Origin of the sequence: Streptomyces sp. NPDC093097 (assembly GCF_044754325.1) — a bacterium.
Classification (GTDB): Bacteria; Actinomycetota; Actinomycetes; order Streptomycetales; family Streptomycetaceae; genus Streptomyces.
The window spans coordinates 230,276-251,892 of the sequence record NZ_JBIVOW010000010.1 but is presented as its reverse complement, the minus strand read 5'-3'; the positions used below and the strand labels follow the sequence as shown (position 1 = coordinate 251,892).

General features: G+C 72.7%; 18 protein-coding genes. 9 read left to right on the top strand and 9 right to left on the bottom strand.

Going from position 1 to position 21,617, the window contains the following annotated elements; genetic code table 11:
* Positions 1–61: 61 nt before the first annotated feature.
* Together ACIQE0_RS19630 and ACIQE0_RS19625 are read left to right on the top strand one after the other, a co-directional pair.
* Complete coding sequence (locus ACIQE0_RS19630; protein ID WP_402333699.1) at positions 62–1,003, top strand: RluA family pseudouridine synthase; 942 nt, start codon at positions 62–64, stop codon at positions 1,001–1,003.
* A gap of 126 nt (positions 1,004–1,129) precedes the next feature.
* On the top strand, positions 1,130–2,725 hold the full coding sequence (locus tag ACIQE0_RS19625) for a Na+/H+ antiporter (protein ID WP_402333696.1): 1,596 nt from the start codon (positions 1,130–1,132) through the stop codon (positions 2,723–2,725).
* A gap of 40 nt (positions 2,726–2,765) precedes the next feature.
* Here ACIQE0_RS19625 and ACIQE0_RS19620 read toward each other — a convergent pair whose 3' ends face one another.
* Positions 2,766–3,863 (bottom strand): mechanosensitive ion channel domain-containing protein, encoded by a 1,098-nt coding sequence (locus tag ACIQE0_RS19620; protein WP_366331848.1) that lies wholly within the window; start codon positions 3,861–3,863, stop codon positions 2,766–2,768.
* A 102-nt stretch (positions 3,864–3,965) separates the two neighbouring features.
* On the opposite strand from ACIQE0_RS19620, the gene ACIQE0_RS19615 reads away from it, so the two are divergent.
* Entirely contained in the window at positions 3,966–4,583 is a 618-nt protein-coding gene (locus ACIQE0_RS19615) for a dienelactone hydrolase family protein (RefSeq protein ID WP_402333693.1), read from the top strand.
* A 57-nt stretch (positions 4,584–4,640) separates the two neighbouring features.
* On the opposite strand, the gene ACIQE0_RS19610 is transcribed toward ACIQE0_RS19615, so the two are convergent.
* From ACIQE0_RS19610 to ACIQE0_RS19595, 4 genes are all read right to left on the bottom strand, one after another.
* Entirely contained in the window at positions 4,641–5,555 is a 915-nt protein-coding gene (locus tag ACIQE0_RS19610; protein WP_402333690.1) for a thioredoxin domain-containing protein, read from the bottom strand.
* Positions 5,556–5,614: 59 nt separating this feature from the next.
* Positions 5,615–6,322, bottom strand: coding sequence for a hypothetical protein (locus ACIQE0_RS19605; RefSeq protein ID WP_366331764.1), 708 nt, complete (start codon positions 6,320–6,322; stop codon positions 5,615–5,617).
* A gap of 122 nt (positions 6,323–6,444) precedes the next feature.
* Positions 6,445–7,293 (bottom strand): thioredoxin domain-containing protein, encoded by an 849-nt coding sequence (locus ACIQE0_RS19600; protein WP_402333687.1) that lies wholly within the window; start codon positions 7,291–7,293, stop codon positions 6,445–6,447.
* Between the two features lie 104 nt (positions 7,294–7,397).
* Positions 7,398–8,054 carry a hypothetical protein gene (locus tag ACIQE0_RS19595; RefSeq protein ID WP_366331849.1) on the bottom strand — a complete coding sequence of 219 codons (657 nt, stop codon included), beginning with the start codon at positions 8,052–8,054 and terminating at the stop codon, positions 7,398–7,400.
* A gap of 395 nt (positions 8,055–8,449) precedes the next feature.
* Between ACIQE0_RS19595 and dnaE the strand changes: the two genes are divergently transcribed.
* Positions 8,450–12,001, top strand: a complete 3,552-nt coding sequence (dnaE, locus tag ACIQE0_RS19590) for a DNA polymerase III subunit alpha (RefSeq protein ID WP_366331766.1) — start codon at positions 8,450–8,452, stop codon at positions 11,999–12,001.
* Positions 12,002–12,138: 137 nt separating this feature from the next.
* On the opposite strand, the gene ACIQE0_RS19585 is transcribed toward dnaE, so the two are convergent.
* Positions 12,139–12,303: a hypothetical protein gene (locus ACIQE0_RS19585; protein ID WP_366331767.1), complete on the bottom strand. Its 165-nt coding sequence runs from the start codon at positions 12,301–12,303 to the stop codon at positions 12,139–12,141.
* A 271-nt stretch (positions 12,304–12,574) separates the two neighbouring features.
* On the opposite strand from ACIQE0_RS19585, the gene ACIQE0_RS19580 reads away from it, so the two are divergent.
* The 4 genes from ACIQE0_RS19580 to ACIQE0_RS19565 all read left to right on the top strand — a co-directional run bounded on the left by ACIQE0_RS19580 (position 12,575) and on the right by ACIQE0_RS19565 (position 16,601).
* A complete protein-coding gene (locus ACIQE0_RS19580; RefSeq protein ID WP_402333684.1) occupies positions 12,575–13,846 on the top strand; it encodes an NYN domain-containing protein in 1,272 nt (423 codons plus the stop codon).
* Positions 13,847–14,009: 163 nt separating this feature from the next.
* A complete protein-coding gene (locus tag ACIQE0_RS19575; RefSeq protein ID WP_366331850.1) occupies positions 14,010–14,999 on the top strand; it encodes an ABC transporter ATP-binding protein in 990 nt (329 codons plus the stop codon).
* Between the two features lie 88 nt (positions 15,000–15,087).
* Positions 15,088–15,903 carry an ABC transporter permease gene (locus ACIQE0_RS19570; RefSeq protein WP_402333681.1) on the top strand — a complete coding sequence of 272 codons (816 nt, stop codon included), beginning with the start codon at positions 15,088–15,090 and terminating at the stop codon, positions 15,901–15,903.
* Positions 15,904–15,968: 65 nt separating this feature from the next.
* Positions 15,969–16,601 carry an ABC transporter permease gene (locus tag ACIQE0_RS19565; RefSeq protein WP_402333678.1) on the top strand — a complete coding sequence of 211 codons (633 nt, stop codon included), beginning with the start codon at positions 15,969–15,971 and terminating at the stop codon, positions 16,599–16,601.
* A 273-nt stretch (positions 16,602–16,874) separates the two neighbouring features.
* On the opposite strand, the gene ybaK is transcribed toward ACIQE0_RS19565, so the two are convergent.
* The 3 genes from ybaK to ACIQE0_RS19550 all read right to left on the bottom strand — a co-directional run bounded on the left by ybaK (position 16,875) and on the right by ACIQE0_RS19550 (position 19,883).
* Positions 16,875–17,390: a Cys-tRNA(Pro) deacylase gene (gene ybaK / locus ACIQE0_RS19560; protein ID WP_366331770.1), complete on the bottom strand. Its 516-nt coding sequence runs from the start codon at positions 17,388–17,390 to the stop codon at positions 16,875–16,877.
* A gap of 71 nt (positions 17,391–17,461) precedes the next feature.
* Positions 17,462–18,199: an LON peptidase substrate-binding domain-containing protein gene (locus tag ACIQE0_RS19555; RefSeq protein ID WP_402333674.1), complete on the bottom strand. Its 738-nt coding sequence runs from the start codon at positions 18,197–18,199 to the stop codon at positions 17,462–17,464.
* An 82-nt stretch (positions 18,200–18,281) separates the two neighbouring features.
* The gene (locus ACIQE0_RS19550; RefSeq protein WP_366331772.1) at positions 18,282–19,883 is read right to left on the bottom strand and encodes an oxidoreductase; all 1,602 of its coding nucleotides are present in this window, start codon (positions 19,881–19,883) and stop codon (positions 18,282–18,284) included.
* A 385-nt stretch (positions 19,884–20,268) separates the two neighbouring features.
* Here ACIQE0_RS19550 and hisD point away from each other — a divergent pair, with 385 nt between their 5' ends.
* A complete protein-coding gene (gene hisD / locus ACIQE0_RS19545; protein ID WP_402333670.1) occupies positions 20,269–21,594 on the top strand; it encodes a histidinol dehydrogenase in 1,326 nt (441 codons plus the stop codon).
* Positions 21,595–21,617 lie beyond the last annotated feature (23 nt).

Below are 21,617 nucleotides of genomic sequence, written 5' to 3'. Positions count from 1 at the left end.
TCCTTCGGCCGTGGGTCCTCCGCCGGGCAGGGCAGTACCGCGGGACTGCCATACTCGTGGGGTGAGCACCATTCCCGAGATCCGCACCCTGCCCGTACCGGACGGCCTGGAAGGCGAGCGCGTGGACGCCGCGCTGGCCCGCATGTTCGGCTTCTCCCGTACGAAGGCGGCCGAGTTGGCGTCGGCCGGCAAGGTCCGGGTCGACGGCTCCGAGGTGATGAAGTCCGAGCGGGTCCACGGGGGTGCCTGGCTGGAGGTCGAGATGCCGCCGGCCGCGGCGCCGGTGGAGATCGTGGCCGAGCCCGTCGAGGGCATGGAGATCGTGCACGACGACGAGGACGTCGTGGTGATCAGCAAGCCCGTCGGGGTCGCCGCGCACCCCAGCCCCGGCTGGAGCGGCACCACCGTGATCGGCGGGCTGGCCGCGGCCGGCTACCGGATCTCCACCTCCGGGGCGGCCGAGCGGCAGGGCATCGTGCACCGCCTCGACGTCGGCACCTCCGGGCTGATGGTGGTCGCCAAGTCGGAGCGGGCGTACACGTCGCTGAAGCGGCAGTTCAAGGAGCGGGTGCCGGACAAGCGCTACCACGCGCTGGTGCAGGGCCACCCCGACCCGATGAGCGGCACCATCGACGCCCCCATCGGGCGGCACCCGAACCACGACTACAAGTGGGCGGTCACCGCCGACGGCAAGGCCTCGGTGACGCACTACGACCTGATCGAGGCGTTCCGGGCCGCCAGCCTGCTGGACATCAAGCTGGAGACCGGGCGGACGCACCAGATCCGGGTGCACATGTCGGCGCACCGGCACCCCTGCGTGGGCGACATGACGTACGGCGCGGACCCCACGCTCGCCAAGCGGCTGGGCATCGCCCGGCAGTGGCTGCACGCGGTCCGGCTGGGCTTCGAGCACCCCTCGGACGGGCGCTGGGTCGAGTTCGAGAGCACATACCCGGCGGACCTCCAGCATGCGCTGGACACCGTCCGGGAGGAGAGCTACTAACCGGGCCGCTGGGGGCAGTTCGGGGTAAATGGGGCAAATTACCCAGCCGCGGTAGGCATTCAGCCACTTCATGGCAGGCTTGGGGCGGAAAATGATCGAAATCGACCGCCCCGGAGCGTAGCCACCGTGGATCAGTTGGCCCTGCTGTTCGTCCTGCTGCTCGGAGCGGTGGTGATGGTTCCGCTCGGCGATCGGCTGGGCCTGCCCTCGCCGGTGCTGATGACGCTCGCCGGTGCGGTGCTGGCGCTGCTGCCGTTCGTCCCCAACGTCCAGGTGCCGCCCGAGTACATCCTGCCGATCGTGCTGCCGCCGCTGCTCTACGCGGCGGTCCAACGCACCTCCTGGCGGCAGTTCACCGCCAACATGCGGCCGATCTTCCTGCTCGCGGTGCTGCTGGTGTTCGCCACCACGGCGGCCGTCGCGGCGGTCGCCCAGGCGGTGGTGCCGGGCATGCCGCTGGCCGCCGCGGTGGTGCTGGGCGCGCTGGTCGCCCCGCCCGACCCGGTCGCCGCCACCGCGGTGGCCGGCAAGCTCGGACTGCCCCGCCGCATGGTCTCCATCCTGGAGGGCGAGGGGCTGTTCAACGACGTCACCGCGATCGTGCTGTACCACGTCGCGCTCGCCGCGGTGATCAGCGGCACCTTCTCGGCGCCCGGCGCGGTGGGCTCGCTGGTGCTCTCCGCCGTCGTCGCGGTGGCGGTCGGCCTGGTGCTCGGCTGGGTGGCCAACCAGCTGATGGGGCGGCTGGGCGATCCCACGCTCCAGATCGGGATGACGCTGCTGGTGCCGTTCGTGGCGTACGTGCTGGCCGAGGAGTTCAAGGGCTCGGGCGTGCTGGCGGTGCTGACCTGCGGCCTGTTCCTGGCCGAGTACGCGGTCGACGCGGACGACGTGATGGGCCGGCTGGCCGGCTACACCTTCTGGGAAGTCGTCGACACCCTCGTCACCGGCGTCGCCTTCGGGCTGATCGGCCTGGAACTGCACAACATCGTCAGCGCCGCCGACGGCCACTGGACGTCCATGCTCGGCGCCGGCGCTGCGGTGGTCGCGGTGGTCGTCGCGGTGCGCCTGGTCTGGCTGCTGCCCGCCGCCTGGCTCGCCAAGCGGATGCACAAGCGCCGTGACATCGACGAGGACATCCCGATGAACTGGCGCGAGACGGTCATCATGTGGTGGTCGGGGATGCGCGGGGTGGCCTCGGTGGCGCTGGCCCTGGCCATCCCGACCACGGTGGACTCCGGCGCCGACTTCCCGGCCCGGGACGAGATCCTCTTCATCGCCTTCGCGGTGGTGCTGTCCACCCTGATCATCCAGGGGCTGACGCTGCCCCTGCTGGTGCGCAAGCTGCGGGTGCGGGCCGACACCGACGCCGCGGACGCGATGGAGCGGGAGCTGGCGCTGCGGGTGATCAAGGCGTCCAAGCGGCGGCTGAAGGAGATCCTGGAGGTCGAGGAGGTGTCCGACGAGGTCGCCGACCAACTCGCCCGCCGGGCCTACGACATCGGCGCCCGGATCAACCCGGACATCGTCGACGACGAGCGGCGCGAGCTGTTCGAGAAGCGCATCTCCCGGATGCAGAAGGTCCAGCGGATCCAGAACGAGATGTACTCGGCCGCCCGGCACGAGGTGCTGGCGGCGCGCAGCGAGGCGGGCACCGACCCGGAGGTCGTCGACCGGGTGCTGCGCCACCTGGACGTGCGGAGCCTGCGGGCGACCCCGTAGGGCCGGCGGGTCCGGGCGGGGAGCCGGGTCCGCGGGGCGGTCAGCGGTCCCGGACGCCGTCCGGGCCGTCCACCGGGCCGGGTTGGCGGACGAGCCGCTCGGCGGACGCCGCGGGCGCGGTGGCGATCCGCGGCAGCGCGTAGGCGTGCTCGGTCCGCAGCCACTCGATCATCCGCTCGCGGACCTGGCAGCGCACCGTCCACAGCGCGTCCGCGTCCCGGGCGGTGACCAGGGCGCGCACCACGATGGTGGACGGGGTGGTGTCGGTGACCACCAGGCTCCAGGACCGGCCGTCCCACTCCGGGCACTCCTGGAGCAGCTCGTGCAGGTGCTCGCGCATCTTCTCCGTCGGGGCGGAGTGGTCGAGGTGGAAGAAGACCGCGCCGGTCATCTGGACGCCGCCGCGCGACCAGTTCTCGAACGGCTTGCTGGTGAAGTACGACACCGGCATGGTGATCCGGCGCTCGTCCCAGGTCCGCACGCTCAGGAACGTCAGGGTGATCTCCTCGACCGTGCCCCACTGGCCGTCCACGACCACGGTGTCCCCGATGCGCACCATGTCGCCGAACGCGATCTGGAGCCCGGCGAAGAGGTTGCCGAGGGTGGACTGGGCGGCGATACCGGCGACGATGCCGACCAGCCCGGCCGATGCCAGCACGGACGTGCCCACCGCCCGCATCTGCGGGAACGTCAGCAGCATCGAGGCCGCCGCGACGACGATCACCACCGCGGTGACCACCCGCTGGATCAGCGTCACCTGGGTCCGCACCCGCCGCACCCGCGCCGCGTCCCGGGCACCCGCCGCGTAGCGGGTGTAGGACGACTGCACGATCGCCGCCGCGGCCCGCACCAGCAGCCAGGCGGTGGCGGCTATCAGCACCAGCGTCAGGACCTGCCCGATGCCCACCGCGTGCGCCAGCACCGCGGGGATCCGGGTCTGGCGGTACGAGCCGAGCAACAGGGCTGTGGCGAGCGTCAGTTGCAGCGGTATCCGGCAGCGCCGCAGCAGGCCCCACAGGGGGGTCTGCGGGTTCCGGGTGTCGATCCGCAGCAGGGTCCGGTCGATCAGCCAGACCAGGACGAACGTGACCACGATCGAACCGCCGACGACGGTGATCGGGCGCAGCACGGCCTCCAGGGACACGGGTCTCCTCCTCGGTGCGGTGTGCTCCTGCCGGTCCCGACGACGGTAGCTGGCACGATGGGGGGAGAGCGATCCAACCCCAGGGAAGTGATGTCTGTGCCCGCCTCTGCCGAGCCCGCGACCAGCGGTTCCTCCACCATCGTGCTGTTTCATTCGGTGTACGGGATGCGCCCCGCGGTGCACGCCGGCGCGGACCGGTTGCGGGCCGCGGGCCATGAGGTGATCGTCCCGGACCTGTTCGGCGGCCGGACCGCCGACTCGGCCGAGGACGGCATGGTCATCAAGGAGGAGATCGGCAAGGACGAGCTGCTGCGGCGCGCCGTCGCGGCGGTCGCCCCGTACGCCGACCGCGGGCTGATCTACGCCGGGTTCTCCTTCGGCGCGGCGGTCGCGCAGAACCTCGCCCTCGGCGACGAGAAGGCCCGCGGGCTGCTCCTGCTGCACGGCACCTCCGACATCGCCGACGGCGCGAGCGCCGACGACCTGCCGGTGCAGCTGCACATCGCCGACCCCGACCCGTACGAGCCGCACGACTGGCTGACCGCCTGGTACCTGCGGATGCGCCGGGCCGGCGCGGACGTGGAGGTGTTCCGCTACCCCGGTGCCGGCCACCTCTTCACCGACCCCGACCTGCCGGACCACGACGCGGAGGCGGCCCAGAGTGCCTGGAAGGTGGCGCTGGCGTTCCTGGCGGACCTGCCGGAGCGGGACTGAACGACGGCCGGGCGGGCGGTTCCCGGCAGTCCGGAACCGCCCGCCCGGCCACGGCCGTCAGTGGCCGCCGGTCGGGTCCTTCTCGCCCTTGGCGATGCCCTGTCCGCCGCCGTCCTTGCCGGCGTCCCCGCCCTTCGCCGGACCGAACTCCGCGTCGACCATCTTGCGGAAGTTGGCCCGCGCCAGCTGGTTGTACTGCTCCTGCGTCATCTGCTGCTGCGGGATCTCCGCCATCGTCAGCTTCTTGTCGCCGTGCATGAAGGTGGGGGTGCCGCGCACGCCCTTGCGGCCGAACAGGTCGGTCATCTCCATCACCCAGCGGTCGTAGGTGCCGTTCTTGACCGCCTTCTCGAACGCCGTGTTGCCCTTCAACTCGGGTACGTCGCCGGCCACCTTGAGCAGCTCGGCGTCCTTGGCGTAGAGGTCGTCGCGCTCGTCGGGGTGGTACTTGGCCGAGTACAGCGCCGACTTGTACTTCAAGAACGCCTCGGGGCTGACGTTCAGCGCCGCGCCCAGGGCGTTCAGCGCCTTCTTGGAGCCCTCGCCGCCGCCCATGCCGTCGATGAAGGTGTAGATGGTGTAGCGGACCTTGAACCGGCCGTCGTGGAGGTCCTTGAGCAGCTCCTCGCCGGCGCTCTGCTCGAAGGCCGCGCAGGCCGGGCAGCGGACGTCCTCGAAGACCTCCAGGGTCTCCTTGGCGTTCTTGTCGCCTATCAGGATCTCGGTGCCGTTCTTGCCCTGGGTGTGCGCCGGGGCGACCAGCTTGGCCTCCTTGGCGGCCTCCCAGCCGGTCGGCTCGTTCGCCTTCATCACGGCGAAGCCGATGCCGCCGGCGACCGCCAGGACGCCCACGACCGAGACCGCCACGATGAGTTGGCGGCGCAGCCGCTCCTTCTTCTTCTCGCGCTCGCGCTCGGCGCGGAGCCGCTCGCGCGCGGCCTGCTTGCTCGCCTGGTTGTTCCGGTTGCTCATGGGGGGTGTCCGTTCCTTCGGTGCTGCGCTGACGTGAGGGGTGTACGGGTGGTACGAGGTCAGACGGCGACCGGGGACGGAGGGCCGCGGCGCCGTACGCAGTGCGCGAGGAGGGGGAGCGGGCCCGCCGGCGCCGGCGGGCGGGGCGGGCGCGGGCGGCGGTGCGGCCGGGCGGTGCCGGCGCGGGCCACCGCGGCCGCGGTCCGCAGCGGCCGGACGGCCTCCGCGGCGGCCGCGCGCAGCAGCGTGCCGAGCGCGCTCTGGCCGCGGTGCAGCCAGCCGGCCGCGAGCAGGCCGACGGCGAGATGCGCGGCGAGCAGCAGCCAGGCGGCGGCCGGGCGGGGCGCGGGCAGGCCGTGCGGGAGGCCGGCCGGTGCCACCGGGCCGACGCCCCATGCGGAGCTGCGGCACAGCAGATCCACGCCGACCGTGTGCAGCGGGCCGGCGACCGGGCCGCCGGCCCGCCCGTAACAGGCCTGCTGGCCGGTGGTGAAGACGGTGTCGGCGGCCAGTTCCACGGGGACCAGCAGTGCGGCGGTCCGCCCATAGCCGCGCTCGCGGCCGGAGTGGGCGCAGGCCACGGTGAAGACCGCGGCGCACACCGCGGCGAGCGTGGCCGGCGGGAGCGCATGGCGGGAGAGCAGGACGTGGGAGGTCGCGGACAGCGGGACGCACAGCGCGGTGAACAGCGCCGCCCGTGCCACCCTCAGCCGGTCGCCGGACGAGGCCCCACGCCGGGCCGCCGGACGGACTCCCCTCCCCTGCATGGCCGGGAGTCTGCCATGGGCAGCGCGGAAATCCGGGTCAAGATTTGGCATCGGCCGGCGTGCGCGGGGCACGCCGGCCGATGCCGGTGCCGGGGTGCGGCCCGGCGTCAGGACCTACGGGGTCACTTCTTGAGGTGCTGCTCCACCTGGGACTTGAAGTCCGCCACCGAGGAGGGCGCCACCGGGCCCTGCGCGGTCTGGGTGCCCAGGGCGGTGCCGTTGAGCTTCACCGTCGGGGTGCTGCGGACGTCCGTGTGCGAGTCGAACTCCTTGGACATCGCCATCGCCCAGGCGTCGTAGGTGCCGTCCTTGACGGCCTTCTGGAAGGCGGCGTTGCCCTTCAGCGCCGGGATGGTGTCGGCGACCTTGATGAGGTAGGAGTCGTCGGCGAACTTGTCGGGGCCGGTCTCCTCCGGGTGGAACTCCTTGGAGTACAGCGCGTACTTGTACTTCAGGAACGCGTCGGGGGAGACGTTCAGCGCGGCGCCCAGGGCGCTCAGCGCGTTCTTGGAGCCGGTGCCCTGGAGGTTTTTGTCCAGGAAGGTGCCGATGTGGTACGTCGCCTTGTACTTGCCGTCGCTGATGTCCTTCTCGACGGTCGCGCCGACGGTCTCCTCGAAGGCCGCGCACCCGGGGCAGCGCGGGTCCTCGAAGAGCTCCAGGGAGTTCTTGGCGTCGGCCTTGCCGACGACGACGGTGGTGCCGTTGGGGCCGCTGGTGTGGGCGGGCGGGACCGGCTTGGCCTTCGCGGCCTTCGCCCAGACGTCGGCGCCCGAGCCGGCGCTGCCGCTGTCGCCGCCGGAGTTGGCGACCGCCAGGCCGATGCCGCCGGCCACCGCCAGCACCGCGACCACCGCGCCGGCGACGATCAACTGCCGGCGGGTGCGGTCCTTCTTCGCCTGCCGCTCGCGCTCGGCGCGCAGCCGCTCGCGGGCTGCCTGCTTGTTGGCCTGGTTGTTGCGGTTGCTCATGTCTGCTCAGCTCCGTGGGATGAGGTGGTCCATGGGGACGGGATGCGCGCTGGGGGCGTACGCGCCGGTGGGCGTACGCCGGACCGCCGGGCCGGGAGGGGGCCTCAGGCGGCGAGCGCGCACGGCGGCCCGCGGCGCACCACGGAGTGCACGAGCAGGGGGAGGGAGCGGGCGGTCGGCCCGGTGCCCTCGGGGGCGGGCACCGCGCGGCGCGGTGCGGCGGCCCGGCCCAGGACCGCGGCCGCGATCAGCAGCGGACGGAACGCGAAGCCGGCCACCGCGCCCACCAGCCGCACCACGGCGGCCTCGCCGCGGCGCAGCCAGCCGGCCGCCAGCAGCCCGACGACCACATGGCCGGCGAGCAGCAGCAGCCAGGCGGAAGCCGGCGCGCCGCCCTCCTGGGCCAGCTTCGCCAGCGGGCCGCCGACCGGGCCGCCGCCGCAGAGCAGCGCCGCGCTCAGCGAGTGCAGCCCTCCGGCCGGGGCGCCGTCCGCGCCGTAGCAGGTGTGCTGGCCGATGCTGAAGACCGCGTCGGCGGCGAGCTCCAGGGGGAGCAGCAGCCCGGCGATCCGCCAGAAGCCGCGCTCGCGGCCGGCCAGGGCATAGGCGAGCGCGAACACCGCGGCACCGGTCACGGCGACGGTGACCGGCGGCAGCGGCATACGGGAGAGCAGCACATGGGACGCCGAGGACAGCGTCACGCACAGCGCCGCGAAGAGCGCCGCGCGTAGTGCCCGTAGGTGTGCCGCCGAGATGTCCATCGCCAGCGAGTGTGCCATGGGCGGCGCTAAAGGGGCACTAAGGGGGCGCGAGGGAAGCGGTACCGCACCGCCGCCGTCCGTCCCGGGGGAGCGCCACGGAGAACGGGGGCCGGCGCGGGCGCGGATGAGGGGCGCACCGGAGCGTGCCGGGCCGGCGACGCAGAGTGTCTCCCAGGGGGCCGGGATGCGGAGCGGAGTCCGGCCGGAAACGGCCGGGCGGGCGGTGCGGGCGCCCGCCGGCCGCACCGTCCCGGGGCCCCGCGCGATGCCTCGCCGGGCGGGGGGTGTCGGCGCTGGGACGTAGACTTCAACACCGTCGGAACCATCCCTCCCGACCTCTGACTCCGCCCTCATCCAACGCCCCTGACAACTGCCGTTCCCGGAGGTTCAGCGCCGTGGCCCCCTCGTCCAGGCCCCCCTTCACGCACCTGCATGTCCACACCCAGTACTCGCTGCTGGACGGTGCCGCGCGCCTCTCGGACATGTTCAAGGCATGCAAGGACATGGGGATGACGCACATTGCCATGTCCGATCACGGCAACCTCCACGGCGCCTACGACTTCTTCCACTCCGCGCAGAAGGCCGGGGTCACGCCGATCATCGGCATCGAGGCGTACGTCGCACCGGAGTCGCGGCGCAACAAGCGCAAGATCCAGTGGGGTCAGCCGCACCAGAAGCGCGATGACGTCTCCGGTTCGGGTGGTTACACCCACAAGACGATCTGGGCGGCGAACAGCACCGGTCTGCACAACCTCTTCCGCCTCTCCTCCGACGCCTACAAGGAGGGCTGGCTCCAGAAGTGGCCCCGGATGGACAAGGAGACCCTCTCCCAGTGGTCCGAGGGCCTGATCGCCTCCACCGGCTGCCCCTCCGGTGAGCTCCAGACCCGGCTGCGCCTGGGACAGTTCGACGAGGCGCTGAAGGCGGCCTCCGAGTACCAGGACATCTTCGGCAAGGGCCGGTACTTCCTGGAGCTGATGGACCACGGCATCGAGATCGAGCGCCGGGTCCGCGACGGTCTGCTGGAGATCGGCAAGAAGCTCGGCATCCCCCCGCTGGTCACCAACGACTCGCACTACACCTACGCCCACGAGGCGACCGCGCACGACGCGCTGCTGTGCATCCAGACCGGCAAGAACCTCTCCGACCCGGACCGCTTCCGGTTCGACGGCACCGGCTACTACCTCAAGACCACCGACGAGATGTACGCCATCGACTCCTCGGACGCCTGGCAGGAGGGCTGCCGCAACACCCTCCTGGTCGCCGAGCAGGTCGACACCACCGGCATGTTCGAGAAGCGCGACCTGATGCCGAAGTTCGACATCCCCGAGGGCTTCACCGAGGTCACCTGGTTCCAGAACGAGGTCCGGCGGGGCATGGAGCGCCGGTACCCGGGCGGCGTCCCCGAGGACCGGCAGAAGCAGGCCGAGTACGAGATGGACGTCATCCTCCAGATGGGGTTCCCGGGCTACTTCCTCGTGGTCGCCGACTTCATCATGTGGGCGAAGAACAACGGCATCGCGGTGGGCCCCGGCCGTGGCTCCGCGGCCGGTTCGATCGTCGCCTACGCCATGGGCATCACCGACCTCGACCCGATCGAGCACGGCCTGATCTTCGAGCGGTTCCTCAACCCCGAGCGCGTCTCCATGCCCGATGTCGACATCGACTTCGACGAGCGCAGGCGCGTCGAGGTGATCAGGTACGTCACCGAGAAGTACGGCGCCGACAAGGTGGCCATGATCGGCACCTACGGCAAGATCAAGGCGAAGAACGCCATCAAGGACTCCGCCCGCGTGCTGGGTTACCCGTACGCCATGGGCGACCGCCTGACCAAGGCGATGCCCGCCGACGTCCTCGGCAAGGGCATCGACCTCGACGGCATCACCAACCCCTCGCACCCGCGGTACAACGAAGCCGGCGAGATCCGGGGGATGTACGAGAACGAGCCGGACGTCAAGAAGGTCATCGACACCGCCAGGGGCGTGGAGGGCCTGGTCCGGCAGATGGGCGTGCACGCGGCCGGCGTGATCATGTCCAGCGAGCCGATCATCGACCACGCCCCGGTCTGGGTGCGGCACACCGACGGTGTCACCATCACGCAGTGGGACTACCCGCAGTGCGAGTCGCTCGGCCTGCTGAAGATGGACTTCCTGGGCCTGCGCAACCTCACCATCATGGACGACGCCCTCAAGATGGTGAAGGCCAACAAGGGCATCGACCTGGAGCTGCTCTCCGTCCCGCTCGACGACCCCAAGACCTTCGAACTCCTCTGCCGCGGTGACACCCTCGGCGTCTTCCAGTTCGACGGCGGCCCGATGCGCTCGCTGCTGCGCCAGATGCAGCCCGACAACTTCGAGGACATTTCCGCCGTCTCGGCGCTGTACCGGCCAGGCCCGATGGGCATGAACTCGCACATCAACTACGCCGAGCGGAAGAACGGCCGCCAGGAGATCACCCCGATCCACCCGGAGCTGGAGGAGCCGCTCAAGGAGACCCTGGGTCTGACCTACGGCCTGATCGTCTATCAGGAGCAGGTGCAGAAGGCCGCCCAGATCATCGCCGGCTACTCGCTCGGCGAGGCCGACATCCTGCGCCGCGTGATGGGCAAGAAGAAGCCCGAGGAACTGGCCAAGAACTTCACCATCTTCCAGGCCGGCGCGAAGAAGAACGACTACTCCGACGAGGCCATCCAGGCCCTGTGGGACGTCCTGGTCCCGTTCGCCGGCTACGCCTTCAACAAGGCCCACTCCTCCGCGTACGGCCTGGTCACCTACTGGACCGCCTATCTGAAGGCCAACTACCCGGCCGAGTACATGTCCGCGCTGCTGACGTCCGTGCGCGACGACAAGGACAAGTCCGCGGTCTATCTGAACGAGTGCCGCCGGATGGGCATCAAGGTGCTCCCGCCGAACGTCAACGAGTCCGTGGCCAACTTCGCGGCCCAGGGCGACGACGTCATCCTCTTCGGCCTCACCGCCGTCCGGAACGTCGGCCAGAACGTCGTCGACTCGATCATCCGCTGCCGCAAGGCCAAGGGAAAGTACGCCTCCTTCCCCGACTACCTCGACAAGGTCGACGCGGTGGTCTGCAACAAGCGCACCACCGAATCGCTGATCAAGGCCGGCGCCTTCGACGAGATGGGCCACACCCGCAAGGGCCTGACCGCGCACTACGAGCCGATGATCGACAACGTCGTCCAGGTCAAGCGCAAGGAGGCCGAGGGCCAGTTCGACCTCTTCGGCGGGATGGGCGACGACACCTCCGACGACGGCCCCGGCTTCGGACTGGACGTGGAGTTCTCCGAGGAGGAGTGGGACAAGACCTATCTGCTCGCCCAGGAGCGGGAGATGCTCGGTCTCTACGTCTCCGACCACCCGCTCTTCGGGCTGGAGCACGTGCTCAGCGACAAGGCGGACGCCGCCATCGCCCAACTGACCGGCGGTGACTACTCGGACGGCTCGATCGTCACCATCGGCGGCATCATCTCCGGCCTCCAGCGGAAGATGACCAAGCAGGGCAACGCCTGGGCCATCGCCACCGTCGAGGACCTGGCCGGCTCCATCGACTGCATGTTCTTCCCGGCGACGTATCAGCTGGTGTCCACCCAACTCGTCGAGGACGCCGTGGTGTTCGTCAAGGGCCGGCTGGACAAGCGGGAGGACGTGCCGCGGCTGGTCGCCATGGAGCTGATGGTCCCCGACCTCTCGGAGGCCGGCGCCGACGCCCCGGTGACGATCACCATCCCGGCGCTGAAGGTCACCCCGCCGATGGTCGAGAAGCTCGGTGAGGTGCTCAGCAGCCACCGCGGCTCGACCGAGGTCCGCATCAAGCTCCAGGGCACCCGGAAGACGACGGTGCTCCGCTTGGACCGCCACCGGGTCACCCCGGACTCGTCGCTGTTCGGCGATCTGAAGGTGCTGCTCGGCCCGTCCTGCCTGGCCGGCTGAGCGGCGGCGCCGGGGCGGTCGCCGCCGTCCCGGCGCCGGAGCACCACGAGGGGCGCGCCCAGGCGATCCGGGCGCGCCCCTCAAGTCATCGGCGGCACACAGGCGTTGGGGTCCCGCGCGGCGGCCGGGCCGGGACGTCAGTTGTGGCCGAAGCGGCGCTGGTGCTTGCGCGCGACATCCGAGGGGGTGCCCTGGGACTGCGAGTGCGAGATCGCCTCGATCGTCGACTTCTCGGACTGCTGCTGGCCGCGCTCGGCCTGGCTCGCCTTCGGCTGCTTCCGGTCCTTCTTGTTCTTGGCCATGATCGGGCCTCCTGAGGGGGATCTGTGGATCGGCCGAAATCAGCCTTACATGTCAGGCACATCACTGCATTTCGGGCAATTACCGTGAGTGAAAACGGCAGTTATGTGCCGTACGGGCGGCCGGTCCCTAATCCGCCACGCCGAAGATCGAGTTGGTGCAGTTAACCCTCGTCCGGTCGGGCAGACTCGAAGGAAGCCGAAGCGCACTCGTGCCACGGGCCGAGCCGGGGGGCGACCGGACTTGAAGCACCTCTAGGGAAGAGGGTGGATCGTGGACCGCTGCGTCGTCCTGGTGGACGCCGGGTATCTGCTCGGTGCCGCCGCCAGCCTGCTCGCCGGAGAACCCGCCCGTTCCCGGATCACCGTCGACCACGCCGCCCTGATCCAGGGCCTGCGCCAGCGCGCCGAGGCCGACACCGAGCGGCCGCTGCTGCGCATCTACTGGTTCGACGGCGCCCCCGACCGCGTCCCGCAGCCCGAGCACCGCCGGCTGCGGGTGATGCCCCGGGTCACCGTGCGGCTGGGCGCCCTGACCCGCAGCGACGGCCGCTGGGCGCAGAAGGGCGTGGACGCCGCCATGCACGCCGAACTGACCGAACTCGCCCGCAACCGCGCCTGCTCCGACATCGTGCTGGTCACCGGCGACGGCGATCTGCTGCCCGGTCTGATGTCCGCCAAGGAGCACGGCGTCGCGGTCCACCTCTGGGCCGTCCAGGCCGCCGACGGCGACTACAACCAGTCCGAGGACCTGGTCGCCGAGGCCGACGAGCGGCGGGTGCTGGACCGGACCTGGATCACCCGCGCGGTGCGGGCGAAGGAACTGGGCGGCCCCTGCGCCCCGCCACCCGCCCCGCGCCCCGAGATCGCCGCGATCCTCTCCGCCCCGCTGCCGGAGTCCGCGGTGGCCGCCGCGGCCGCCGCCGCATCCGCCTCGGGGTCGGACTCCGACGGCCGCGCCGGCACCAACGGCACCGCCCGCGCGGCGGCGGGCGGCGACCGCGGCGAGGCGTCCGGCGAGTCCGGTTCCGGCGGCTCCCGCGGCGTCCCCACCCCCAAGGACCTCGCCGGCCTCGGCCGCCCGGCCGCCGCCCCGGGCCCCGCGCAGAACGGCGCCCAGCCCGCCGCCACCCTCCGCTGGTCCTCCGACAAGGGCTGGATCGAGCGCGGCGGCCCGCTCGGAGAGCCCGCCGAGACCGCCTCGCTGCCCACCCTCGCCCAGCTCACCAGCGCCGAGCAGCGCTGGGCCGACCGCGAGGAGGACATCACCGCGGTCAGCGGCGACCCCTTCGAGGTCGGCCAGGTCTTCGCCCGCCGCTGGACCGAGCGGCTCTCCGACACCGCCCACCTCCAGCAGCTGTCGACGGAGTACCCCCGCATCCCGCACCGCATCGACGGGGAACTGCTGCGCTACGCCGCCCGCTTCGGCCTGCTCGCCCACAAGGACGACCAGATCGACGAGCACGACCGGTACGCCATCCGGGCCGGCTTCTGGCGCGAGGTCGACCTGCGCACCGCGGCCGAACACGCCCCGGTCGGGGACTGACGGGCCGGGGCGCCGGGCCGGGCCGTTCGGCCCCGCCGGGGCGCCGGCCGCCCCGCCGGAAACTGTGCGCCGGCTGTGCGCGCCCCGCCCCGCGGAGCCCCGGGACCGGCGGCCGCGCGGGGGCCGCGTACCCTCATAGCTCGTGAAGACGGGCGCAAAACAGGTGGACCACGGCGCGCCGGTGTGTGTCGTAAGGGACCTGGTCAAGACCTATCCCGCGGTGCGCGGGCGGCGCGGGGCGGACCGGGTTCCCGCCGTACGCGCCAGCGACGGCATCGACCTCGACGTCCGGCGCGGCGAGATCTTCGGACTGCTCGGCCCCAACGGCGCCGGCAAGTCCACCCTGGTCCGCCAGCTGACCGGACTGCTCCGGCCGGACTCCGGCCGGATCACCGTCCTCGGCCACGATCTGGTGCGCCACCCGGAGCGGGCCGCCCGACTGCTCGGCTACCTCGGCCAGGAGTCGACCGCGCTGGACGAGCTGACCGTCGCCCTCGCCGTGGAGACCACCGGCCGGCTGCGCGGCCTGGACACCCGTACCGCCCGCGCCGAACGGGACGCGGTCCTCGACGAGCTGGGCCTGGGCCCGCTCGCCGGCCGGGCGCTGAAGAAGCTCTCCGGCGGCCAGCGGCGGCTGGCCTGCTTCGCCACCGTGCTGATCGGCGAGCGCCCGCTGCTGGTGCTGGACGAGCCGACCACCGGTATGGACCCGGTCGCCCGGCGCGCCGTGTGGGCCGCGGTGGACCGCCGCCGCGCCGAGCGGGGCGCCACCGTCGTCCTGGTCACCCACAACGTGCTGGAGGCCGAGAGCGTGCTCGACCGGGTCGCGGTGATCGACCAGGGCCGGGTGATCGCCTGCGACACGCCCGGCCGGCTGAAGGAACTGGTGGGGGAGGAGGTCCGGCTGGAGCTGGTCTGGCGGGACCGGCCCCCGCTCGACGTCCCCGAGGTCGCCGCGCTGGCCGCGGACGCCCATGCGTCCGGCCGCCGCTGGACCCTGCGGCTCCCCGCCGACCGGGCCCGCTCCGCGGTCACCGCGGTCACCGCCGGGCCCGCCTTCGCGGCGCTGGACGACTTCACCCTGGCCACGCCCAGCCTGGAGGACGTCTACGTCTCCCTGGGCGGCCGCGCCGAGGGACTGGTGAAGGCATGAGGGAACACGAACGGCGCGCCACGGACCGCGGGCGGAGTGCACGCCCCGGGACGGTCCTGCGGTGTGACGAGGAAAGGTGGGCGAGGGCGTGAGCGTGGTTTCCGCGGAGGCGGTGACCGGTACCGGAGCACCGGAGGCGGACGGCGGGGCCGCGCCGCTCGCGCCCCGGGCCCGGCTGCTGCCCGCGCTCGGCGCCGTCTACCGCGCCCAGCTCTCCCGGGCCCGGGTCGCCCGGATACCGCTGCTGTTCGTGGCCACCTTCCAGTCCGTCGGGATCATGATCCTGCTGCGCGGGGTGGTCAGCGGCGGCGAACCGGCCCGGTCGGTGGTCTCCGGCTCCGCGGTGCTGGTCGTCGCCTTCGTCGCGCTGAACCTGCTGGCCCAGTACTTCGGCCAGCTGCGGGCCGGCGGCGGCCTCGACCACTACGCGACGCTGCCGGTGCCGCCGGCCGCCGTGGTGCTCGGCGCGGCCGGCGCGTACGCCTCCTTCACCGTGCCGGGCGCGGTGGTCACCGCGGTCACCGGCTGCCTGCTCTTCCATCTGCCGATGGCCCACCTGTGGGTGCTGATCGCCGTGATCCCGCTCTCCGGGGCGGCGCTGTCCGGGCTCGGCGCGGCCCTGGGGCTGCTCGCCCCGCGCCAGGAACTCGCCACCCTCGGCGGCCAGTTGGGCATGTCGGCGGCGCTGCTGCTGGGGGTGCTGCCGGCCGGGCGGATGCCCGAACTCATCGGCTACGCCCGCGATCTGCTGCCCTCGACCTACGGTGTGGAGGCGCTGGCGCGCACCTTCACGCCGCACCCCGACTGGCTGGCGGTCGGCGCCGACCTGGGCGTCTGCGCGGTCGTCGGGGTGCTCTCGCTGGCCCTGGCGACCTGGGCGTACCGCCGGGCGGCGGTGCGGTGAGCGGCGACACCGCCCAGGGGCGTCCTGCTGCCTGCGCCGCGGCGCCGGCCTGGCACGATGACGGGGTGACCGCACCGCAGACGCCCCACGAGAACCAACCGCCCGACGAGCCGCACGGTGCCGGCGCCGACCCCGGCGACGGCCCCGAACTCGCCCGCGAACTGCGCGAGGGCGCCCTGATCGCCCTGGTCGTCGCGGTGAGCGGGGTGCTGCTGGGCCTGCTGTGGGCCTGGCTGGCCCCGCGCGTCCCGCTGATCGCCGACACCCACAACGTCTATCTGAAGAACACCGAGGGCGAGGAGGCGATCGGCGCCGACGGCACCTTCTTCCTGCTGGGGCTCGGCTTCGGCCTGGTCTCCGCGGCCGCGGTCTTCCTCTTCCGGCGGCGCGGCGGCGTCCCGCTGGTGGTCGCGCTGGCCGTCGGCGGGCTGCTGGGCGCCGTGCTGGCCTGGCTGACCGGTATGTGGCTGGGGCCCACCCCGGACGTGGTCGCGCACGCCAGGCAGGTCGGCCCCGGCGTCGTCTTCGACGGCCCGCTGCGGCTCCAGGCCAAGGGCGCGCTGCTGGTCTGGCCGGCCGCCGCGATGGCCACCCTGATCGCGCTGACCGGGCTGTTCGGGCCGCGCGACCCGGAGTTGGACGGGCCGGTGGTGCCCGACTGGTCCGGGCACCACCACGAGCCGCCGGCGGCGCGCTGACCGCCTGGCCGGCCGGCCGTCAGGCCGGTTTGCGACCGTGATTGGCCCGGCGCTTCCGGACGCGCCACTTCCTTTTACGGGTCCGCTTCGACATGGCATCCCTCCACCCTGGTCAGGTCCTGCTGTCGCCCTCCCGTCCGGCGCCGGACGGCCTGCCCCTCGGGCAGCCGACGGGAGGGTGATGACAGGACCCAATCGGGGACGGAGCGTGCCGGGAAGGGCCGCCGGGGCGCGGGCGGGGGCATCGGATGCACCCGGCGGCGCCGGCGCGGCTCAGCCCCGCGCGATCGGTGCGACCCGTGCGCCGGTCAGTGCGACCAGGTCGGCGGGGGCCAACTCGACCTCCAGACCGCGCCGTCCCGCCGAGACGCACACCGTGGGCCGGCCCTCGGCCGAGGCGTCCACCACCGTGCGCAGCCGCTTGCGCTGCCCCAACGGCGAGATCCCGCCCACCACGTAGCCGGTGCTGCGCTCGGCCGCCGCCGGATCGGCCATCGCGGCCCGCTTGCCGCCCACCGCCGTGGCCAGCGCTTTGAGATCCAGCGAACCGGAGACCGGCACCACGGCCACCGTCAGGGTGCCGTCGACGTCCGCCAGCAGCGTCTTGAAGACCTGCTCGGGGGAGACCCCCAGCGCCTGCGCGGCCTCCTCGCCGTACGAAGCGGCCGCCGGATCGTGTGCGTACGCGTGCACCGTGAACGGGACGCCGGCCGCGGTCAGCGCCACCGTCGCGGGCGTGCCGCCGGACTGCGGGCCGCCCTTCTTCCCCTGCTTCGCCTTCTTCGCCACTGCGCCTCGCCTCGTTCGCACCCGGAGCCGGCCGGTCCGGGACAACGCCGTGCCCCCGGAACGCCCGTGGGTCAGTTGGGACTGGTCGGCTGCCGGGTCAGCTCCACGGCCGGCAGCGACGGGAGCTTACCGATCACCGCCGACTCCTGGCGCAGCAGTTTCAGCTCCTCCCGCAGCCGGCCCGCGGTGTCCGGCACCTCCAGCAGCCGCTGCTTGGCGGGCACGTCCAGCACCGCCGCCGCGGCCACCAGATACGACAGCACCGACGGGTCGGCGGGCAGGTCCTGGCCGCCGGCCAGGGTCCGCTCGTTCGCCCACGCCAGCCGCTTCTGGTAGGTGCGAAAGGCCCGCACCACACCGGACGCCAGCGCGCCCGCGCCCTCGCCCTGGTCCTCCTCCAGCGCCGTCAGCTCACCGGTCAGATACGGCCCGGAGGCGTCCACCGACGTCAGGCGGACCCGGGTGGTGCCGGTGGCCAGGACCTCGTAGCCGCCGGCCGACTTCTCCCGGATGGTCGCCGCGTCGGCGATGCAGCCCACCGTGTGGAAGGCCCGGATCGGGTCGTCGCCGAAGCCCGCGGTCGGGCCGGTGGCGGTCGGCGCGGTGGCGTCCGGCAGGCCGGGCGCGGTCGGGGCGACCTCCCGGCCGTCCCGGATGGCGACCACCGCGAACCGGCGGTCGTCCTCGGGGCGGTCCAGCAGATCGCGCATCATCGCGCGGTAGCGCGCCTCGAAGACGTTCAGCGGCAGCACCAGGCCCGGGAAGAGCACCGAGTTGAGCGGGAACAGCGGCAGACGCAGGGAGGACACAGTCCGTAAGCCTAGAGCCTGCCTGCGCGCGAGCCACCACCCGCACCCGGTGCGGGCCCGTGCGGACCCGCCGGGGCGGGCCCTACTGCCGCTGGAGCAGCCGGGACGCGCCGGTCGCCATGGTCGTGGCCAGCACCCACCCGGCCATGATCATCGCCGCCGAGAGCCACTGCGCGATGCCGGCCGGCGCCCAGGCGCCGCTCTGGTGGAGGTCCACCAGCGGCAGCAGCAGGTCCAGGGAGTAGAGGTAGGGGTTCCAGTGCGGCGCCTCGTCGTGCTTGACCGCCCCCGGCGGGTACGAGGAGAAGTACGCGGTGCCGATCGCCCACAGGATCGCCATCCACACCGCGGCCCGCCCCGGGCGGTAGCCGTAGGCCACCGTCCAGTCCTGGAGGAACCCCCACGCCTTCGCCGCCACCGGCAGCGTCTCGCGCCGCCGCCGCTGCTTGGCCAGCAGCACCTCCCGGGCGTCCGCGTCCTCGCCCATGGCGCGCAGCGAGGAGGCCAGCATCTCGTACGGCTCGGGTGCGTACTCCGGGGTCGCCGCGGCCACCCACTGGAGCCGCAGCGCCAGCGGGAAGTGGCCGCGCGGGATCAGCGTCTCGTAGGAGAAGCCGGCCATCATCAGCCCGCCCAGCCCCGGCCAACTCGCCGACTTGTCGACGAGGTTGACGACCCGGGCGCCGGAGAGGACGACCCGGCCGCGCTGCGGGCGCTCGCCCAGGAACCGCAGCTCCGGCGTCTGGATGCGGCGCAGCGACAGCTCCTGGTCGGACTCCATCACGAACCGGGCGTGCTCGAAGTCCACCGCGTCCCCGAACCGCCCGTCGTCCAGCCGCACCCCGCCCTCGCACTCGAAGCGCTGCATCCGGGTGCCGCGGGACGGGGTGTGGGTGATCCCGTACGGGGGCGTGGCGCCGCTGGAGAACGGGGAGTTGGCCAGGCCCGCTGCGGTGAGGTAGAGGGTGCGCTCGACGGTCAGCTGGGGGGCGTTCAGCGCCCGGCGGCCGAACGGATTGCTCAGATGGCTGCCGCGCAGGCTCAGCGACACCCCGACGGTGGCGCCGCGCAGCGACAGCTCGCCGTAGGACTCCAGCATCTCGGCCTGGAGGTCCTGGGCGACGGTCAGCCCGTCGGCCATGATCGAGCGGCCCTGCCGGTCCTTGTGCACCACCACCTGGTTGAGCATCAGGTCGGTGCCTATGTGCGCGTCGGTCAGCCGGATGCCGGAGTGCACCACGCAGTGCGGCAGGTGCAGATCGCCCTCGGTCTGGAGCCGGGCCGCCTCCAGCCGCGGTATCGCGCAGTTCACCATCCGCAGCGTGGTGAACCGGCTCTCCGGCAGCAGCACCTCGGCCTCGAAGCGGCAGTCCCGCAGCTCCACGAATGGCTTGATCGTGCCGCCCGCAAGGTCGAGAGTGTCCGTGATGTACGCACCGGTCAGCTTCAGCCCGGGCACCCGGCCGGGCTGCGCCGGCGGCCCGTCGAGCAGCAGCAGGGCCACCACCCGGGCCCGGACCCGCCGCTCCGGGCCCCACAGGTGCTGCCCGTGCGGGTCGTCCCGGGCCGCATCGCCGGTGTGCAGATCGCAGGCGCTGCCGTTGCGGAACGCCTGCCACATGCTCCACTCCGCGGACGTCAGTCGCAGGTCGGCGGGCGCATCGCCGTCCCTGGCTCCGGTCACTGTGGCTCCCCCTTGCTCTCGTGGTGCCTTGCGGCAGGCCGCCTTGCGCGGTCGTGGTCGTGGTCGTTCGTCCGGTGGTCGCCGTGCGCGGTGTCGGCCCGTGGCGGCTTCGGTGGCCGGTACCGGTGCCCGGGCGGCCCGGCATCCGGCCGCGCTACCTGTTCGGGCGCATCCCGGCGGGCCCTCTTCGCATCCGCCCGCGGGCGTCCCGATGACGCCCGCACCGACCCCTTGCCCGCCCGGTGACCGGTTGAACACGCGTGGTCAGGGCCAAGTCCGGTCAACTTCGCCGACCGGACCGGCCGCCGTCCGGCCCGCGCGTCCGTACGTATCACTGAGTGATACGGCCGCTCGGGCCCGGCGGCGGGTCTGAGACACTGGGGGAGTGATCTCCCGAATCGATCTGCGTGGCGACGCCCTCCCCGAGGGTGGCGCCCTGCGCGACCTGCTGCCCCGTGCCGAGTTCGACGTGGAAGCCGCCCTGGAGACGGTGCGGCCCATCTGCGAGGACGTGCATCATCGCGGCACCGCGGCGCTGATCGAGTACGCGCGGCGGTTCGACGGGGTCGAGATCGAGCGGGTCCGGGTGCCGGCGAAGGCGCTCACCGAGGCCCTCGACGCGCTGGACCCGGCGGTCCGCGCCGCCCTGGAGGAGTCCGTCCGGCGCGCCCGGACCGTCCACCGCGAGCAGCGCCGCACCGACGTCACCACCAAGGTCGTGCCCGGCGGCACGGTCACCGAGCGCTGGGTCCCGGTCGAGCGGGTCGGCCTCTACGTCCCCGGCGGCCGGTCGGTCTACCCGTCCTCCGTCGTCATGAACGTCGTCCCCGCCCAGGAGGCCGGCGTCGGCTCGCTGGCCGTCGCCTCCCCGCCGCAGGCCGACTTCGGCGGGCTGCCGCACCCCACCATCCTGGCCGCCTGCGCCCTGCTCGGCGTCGACGAGGTCTACGCCGCCGGCGGCGCCCAGGCCATCGCGATGTTCGCGTACGGCACCGACGAGTGCGCCCCGGTCGACCTCGTCACCGGCCCCGGCAACATCTACGTCGCCGCCGCCAAGCGCCTCCTGCGGGGCCGGATCGGCATCGACTCCGAGGCCGGTCCCACCGAGATCGCGATCCTCGCCGACGCGACCGCCGACCCGGTGCACGTCGCCGCCGACCTGATCAGCCAGGCCGAGCACGACCCGATGGCCGCCGCCGTCCTGGTCACCGACTCCGCGGAGCTGGCCGACCGCACCGAGAAGGAGCTGGCCGCGCAGATCGGGGCCACCAGGCACGTCGAGGACCGCATCGTCCCGGCGCTGTCCGGCCGGCAGTCCGCGATCGTCCTGGTCGACGGTCTGGACGAGGGCCTGACGGTGGTGGACGCCTACGGTGCCGAGCACCTGGAGGTCCAGACCGCCGACGCCGCCGCGGTCGCCGCCCGGGTGCGCAACGCCGGCGCGATCTTCGTCGGCCCCTACGCCCCGGTCTCCCTGGGCGACTACTGCGCCGGTTCCAACCACGTCCTGCCCACCGGCGGCTGCGCCTGCCACTCCTCCGGTCTGTCCGTCCAGTCGTTCCTGCGCGGCATCCACGTCGTGGACTACTCCCGGGACGCGCTGGCCGAGGTCGCCCACCATGTGGTGACGCTCGCCGAGGCCGAGGACCTCCCGGCCCACGGCGCGGCGATCGAGGCGCGCTTCGGTTGGACGGTCCCCCAGAGCAAGTGAGCACGCACGTGACCAAGAACACT

Coding starts and splice junctions, on each gene's coding strand:
- ACIQE0_RS19595 (WP_366331849.1), bottom strand. CDS start 8,054: ATGGACATCTCGGCGGCACACCTACGGGCACTACGCGCGGCGCTCTTC.
- ACIQE0_RS19585 (WP_366331767.1), bottom strand. CDS start 12,303: ATGGCCAAGAACAAGAAGGACCGGAAGCAGCCGAAGGCGAGCCAGGCC.
- ACIQE0_RS19610 (WP_402333690.1), bottom strand. CDS start 5,555: ATGAGCAACCGGAACAACCAGGCGAGCAAGCAGGCCGCGCGCGAGCGG.
- ACIQE0_RS19600 (WP_402333687.1), bottom strand. CDS start 7,293: ATGAGCAACCGCAACAACCAGGCCAACAAGCAGGCAGCCCGCGAGCGG.
- ACIQE0_RS19605 (WP_366331764.1), bottom strand. CDS start 6,322: ATGCAGGGGAGGGGAGTCCGTCCGGCGGCCCGGCGTGGGGCCTCGTCC.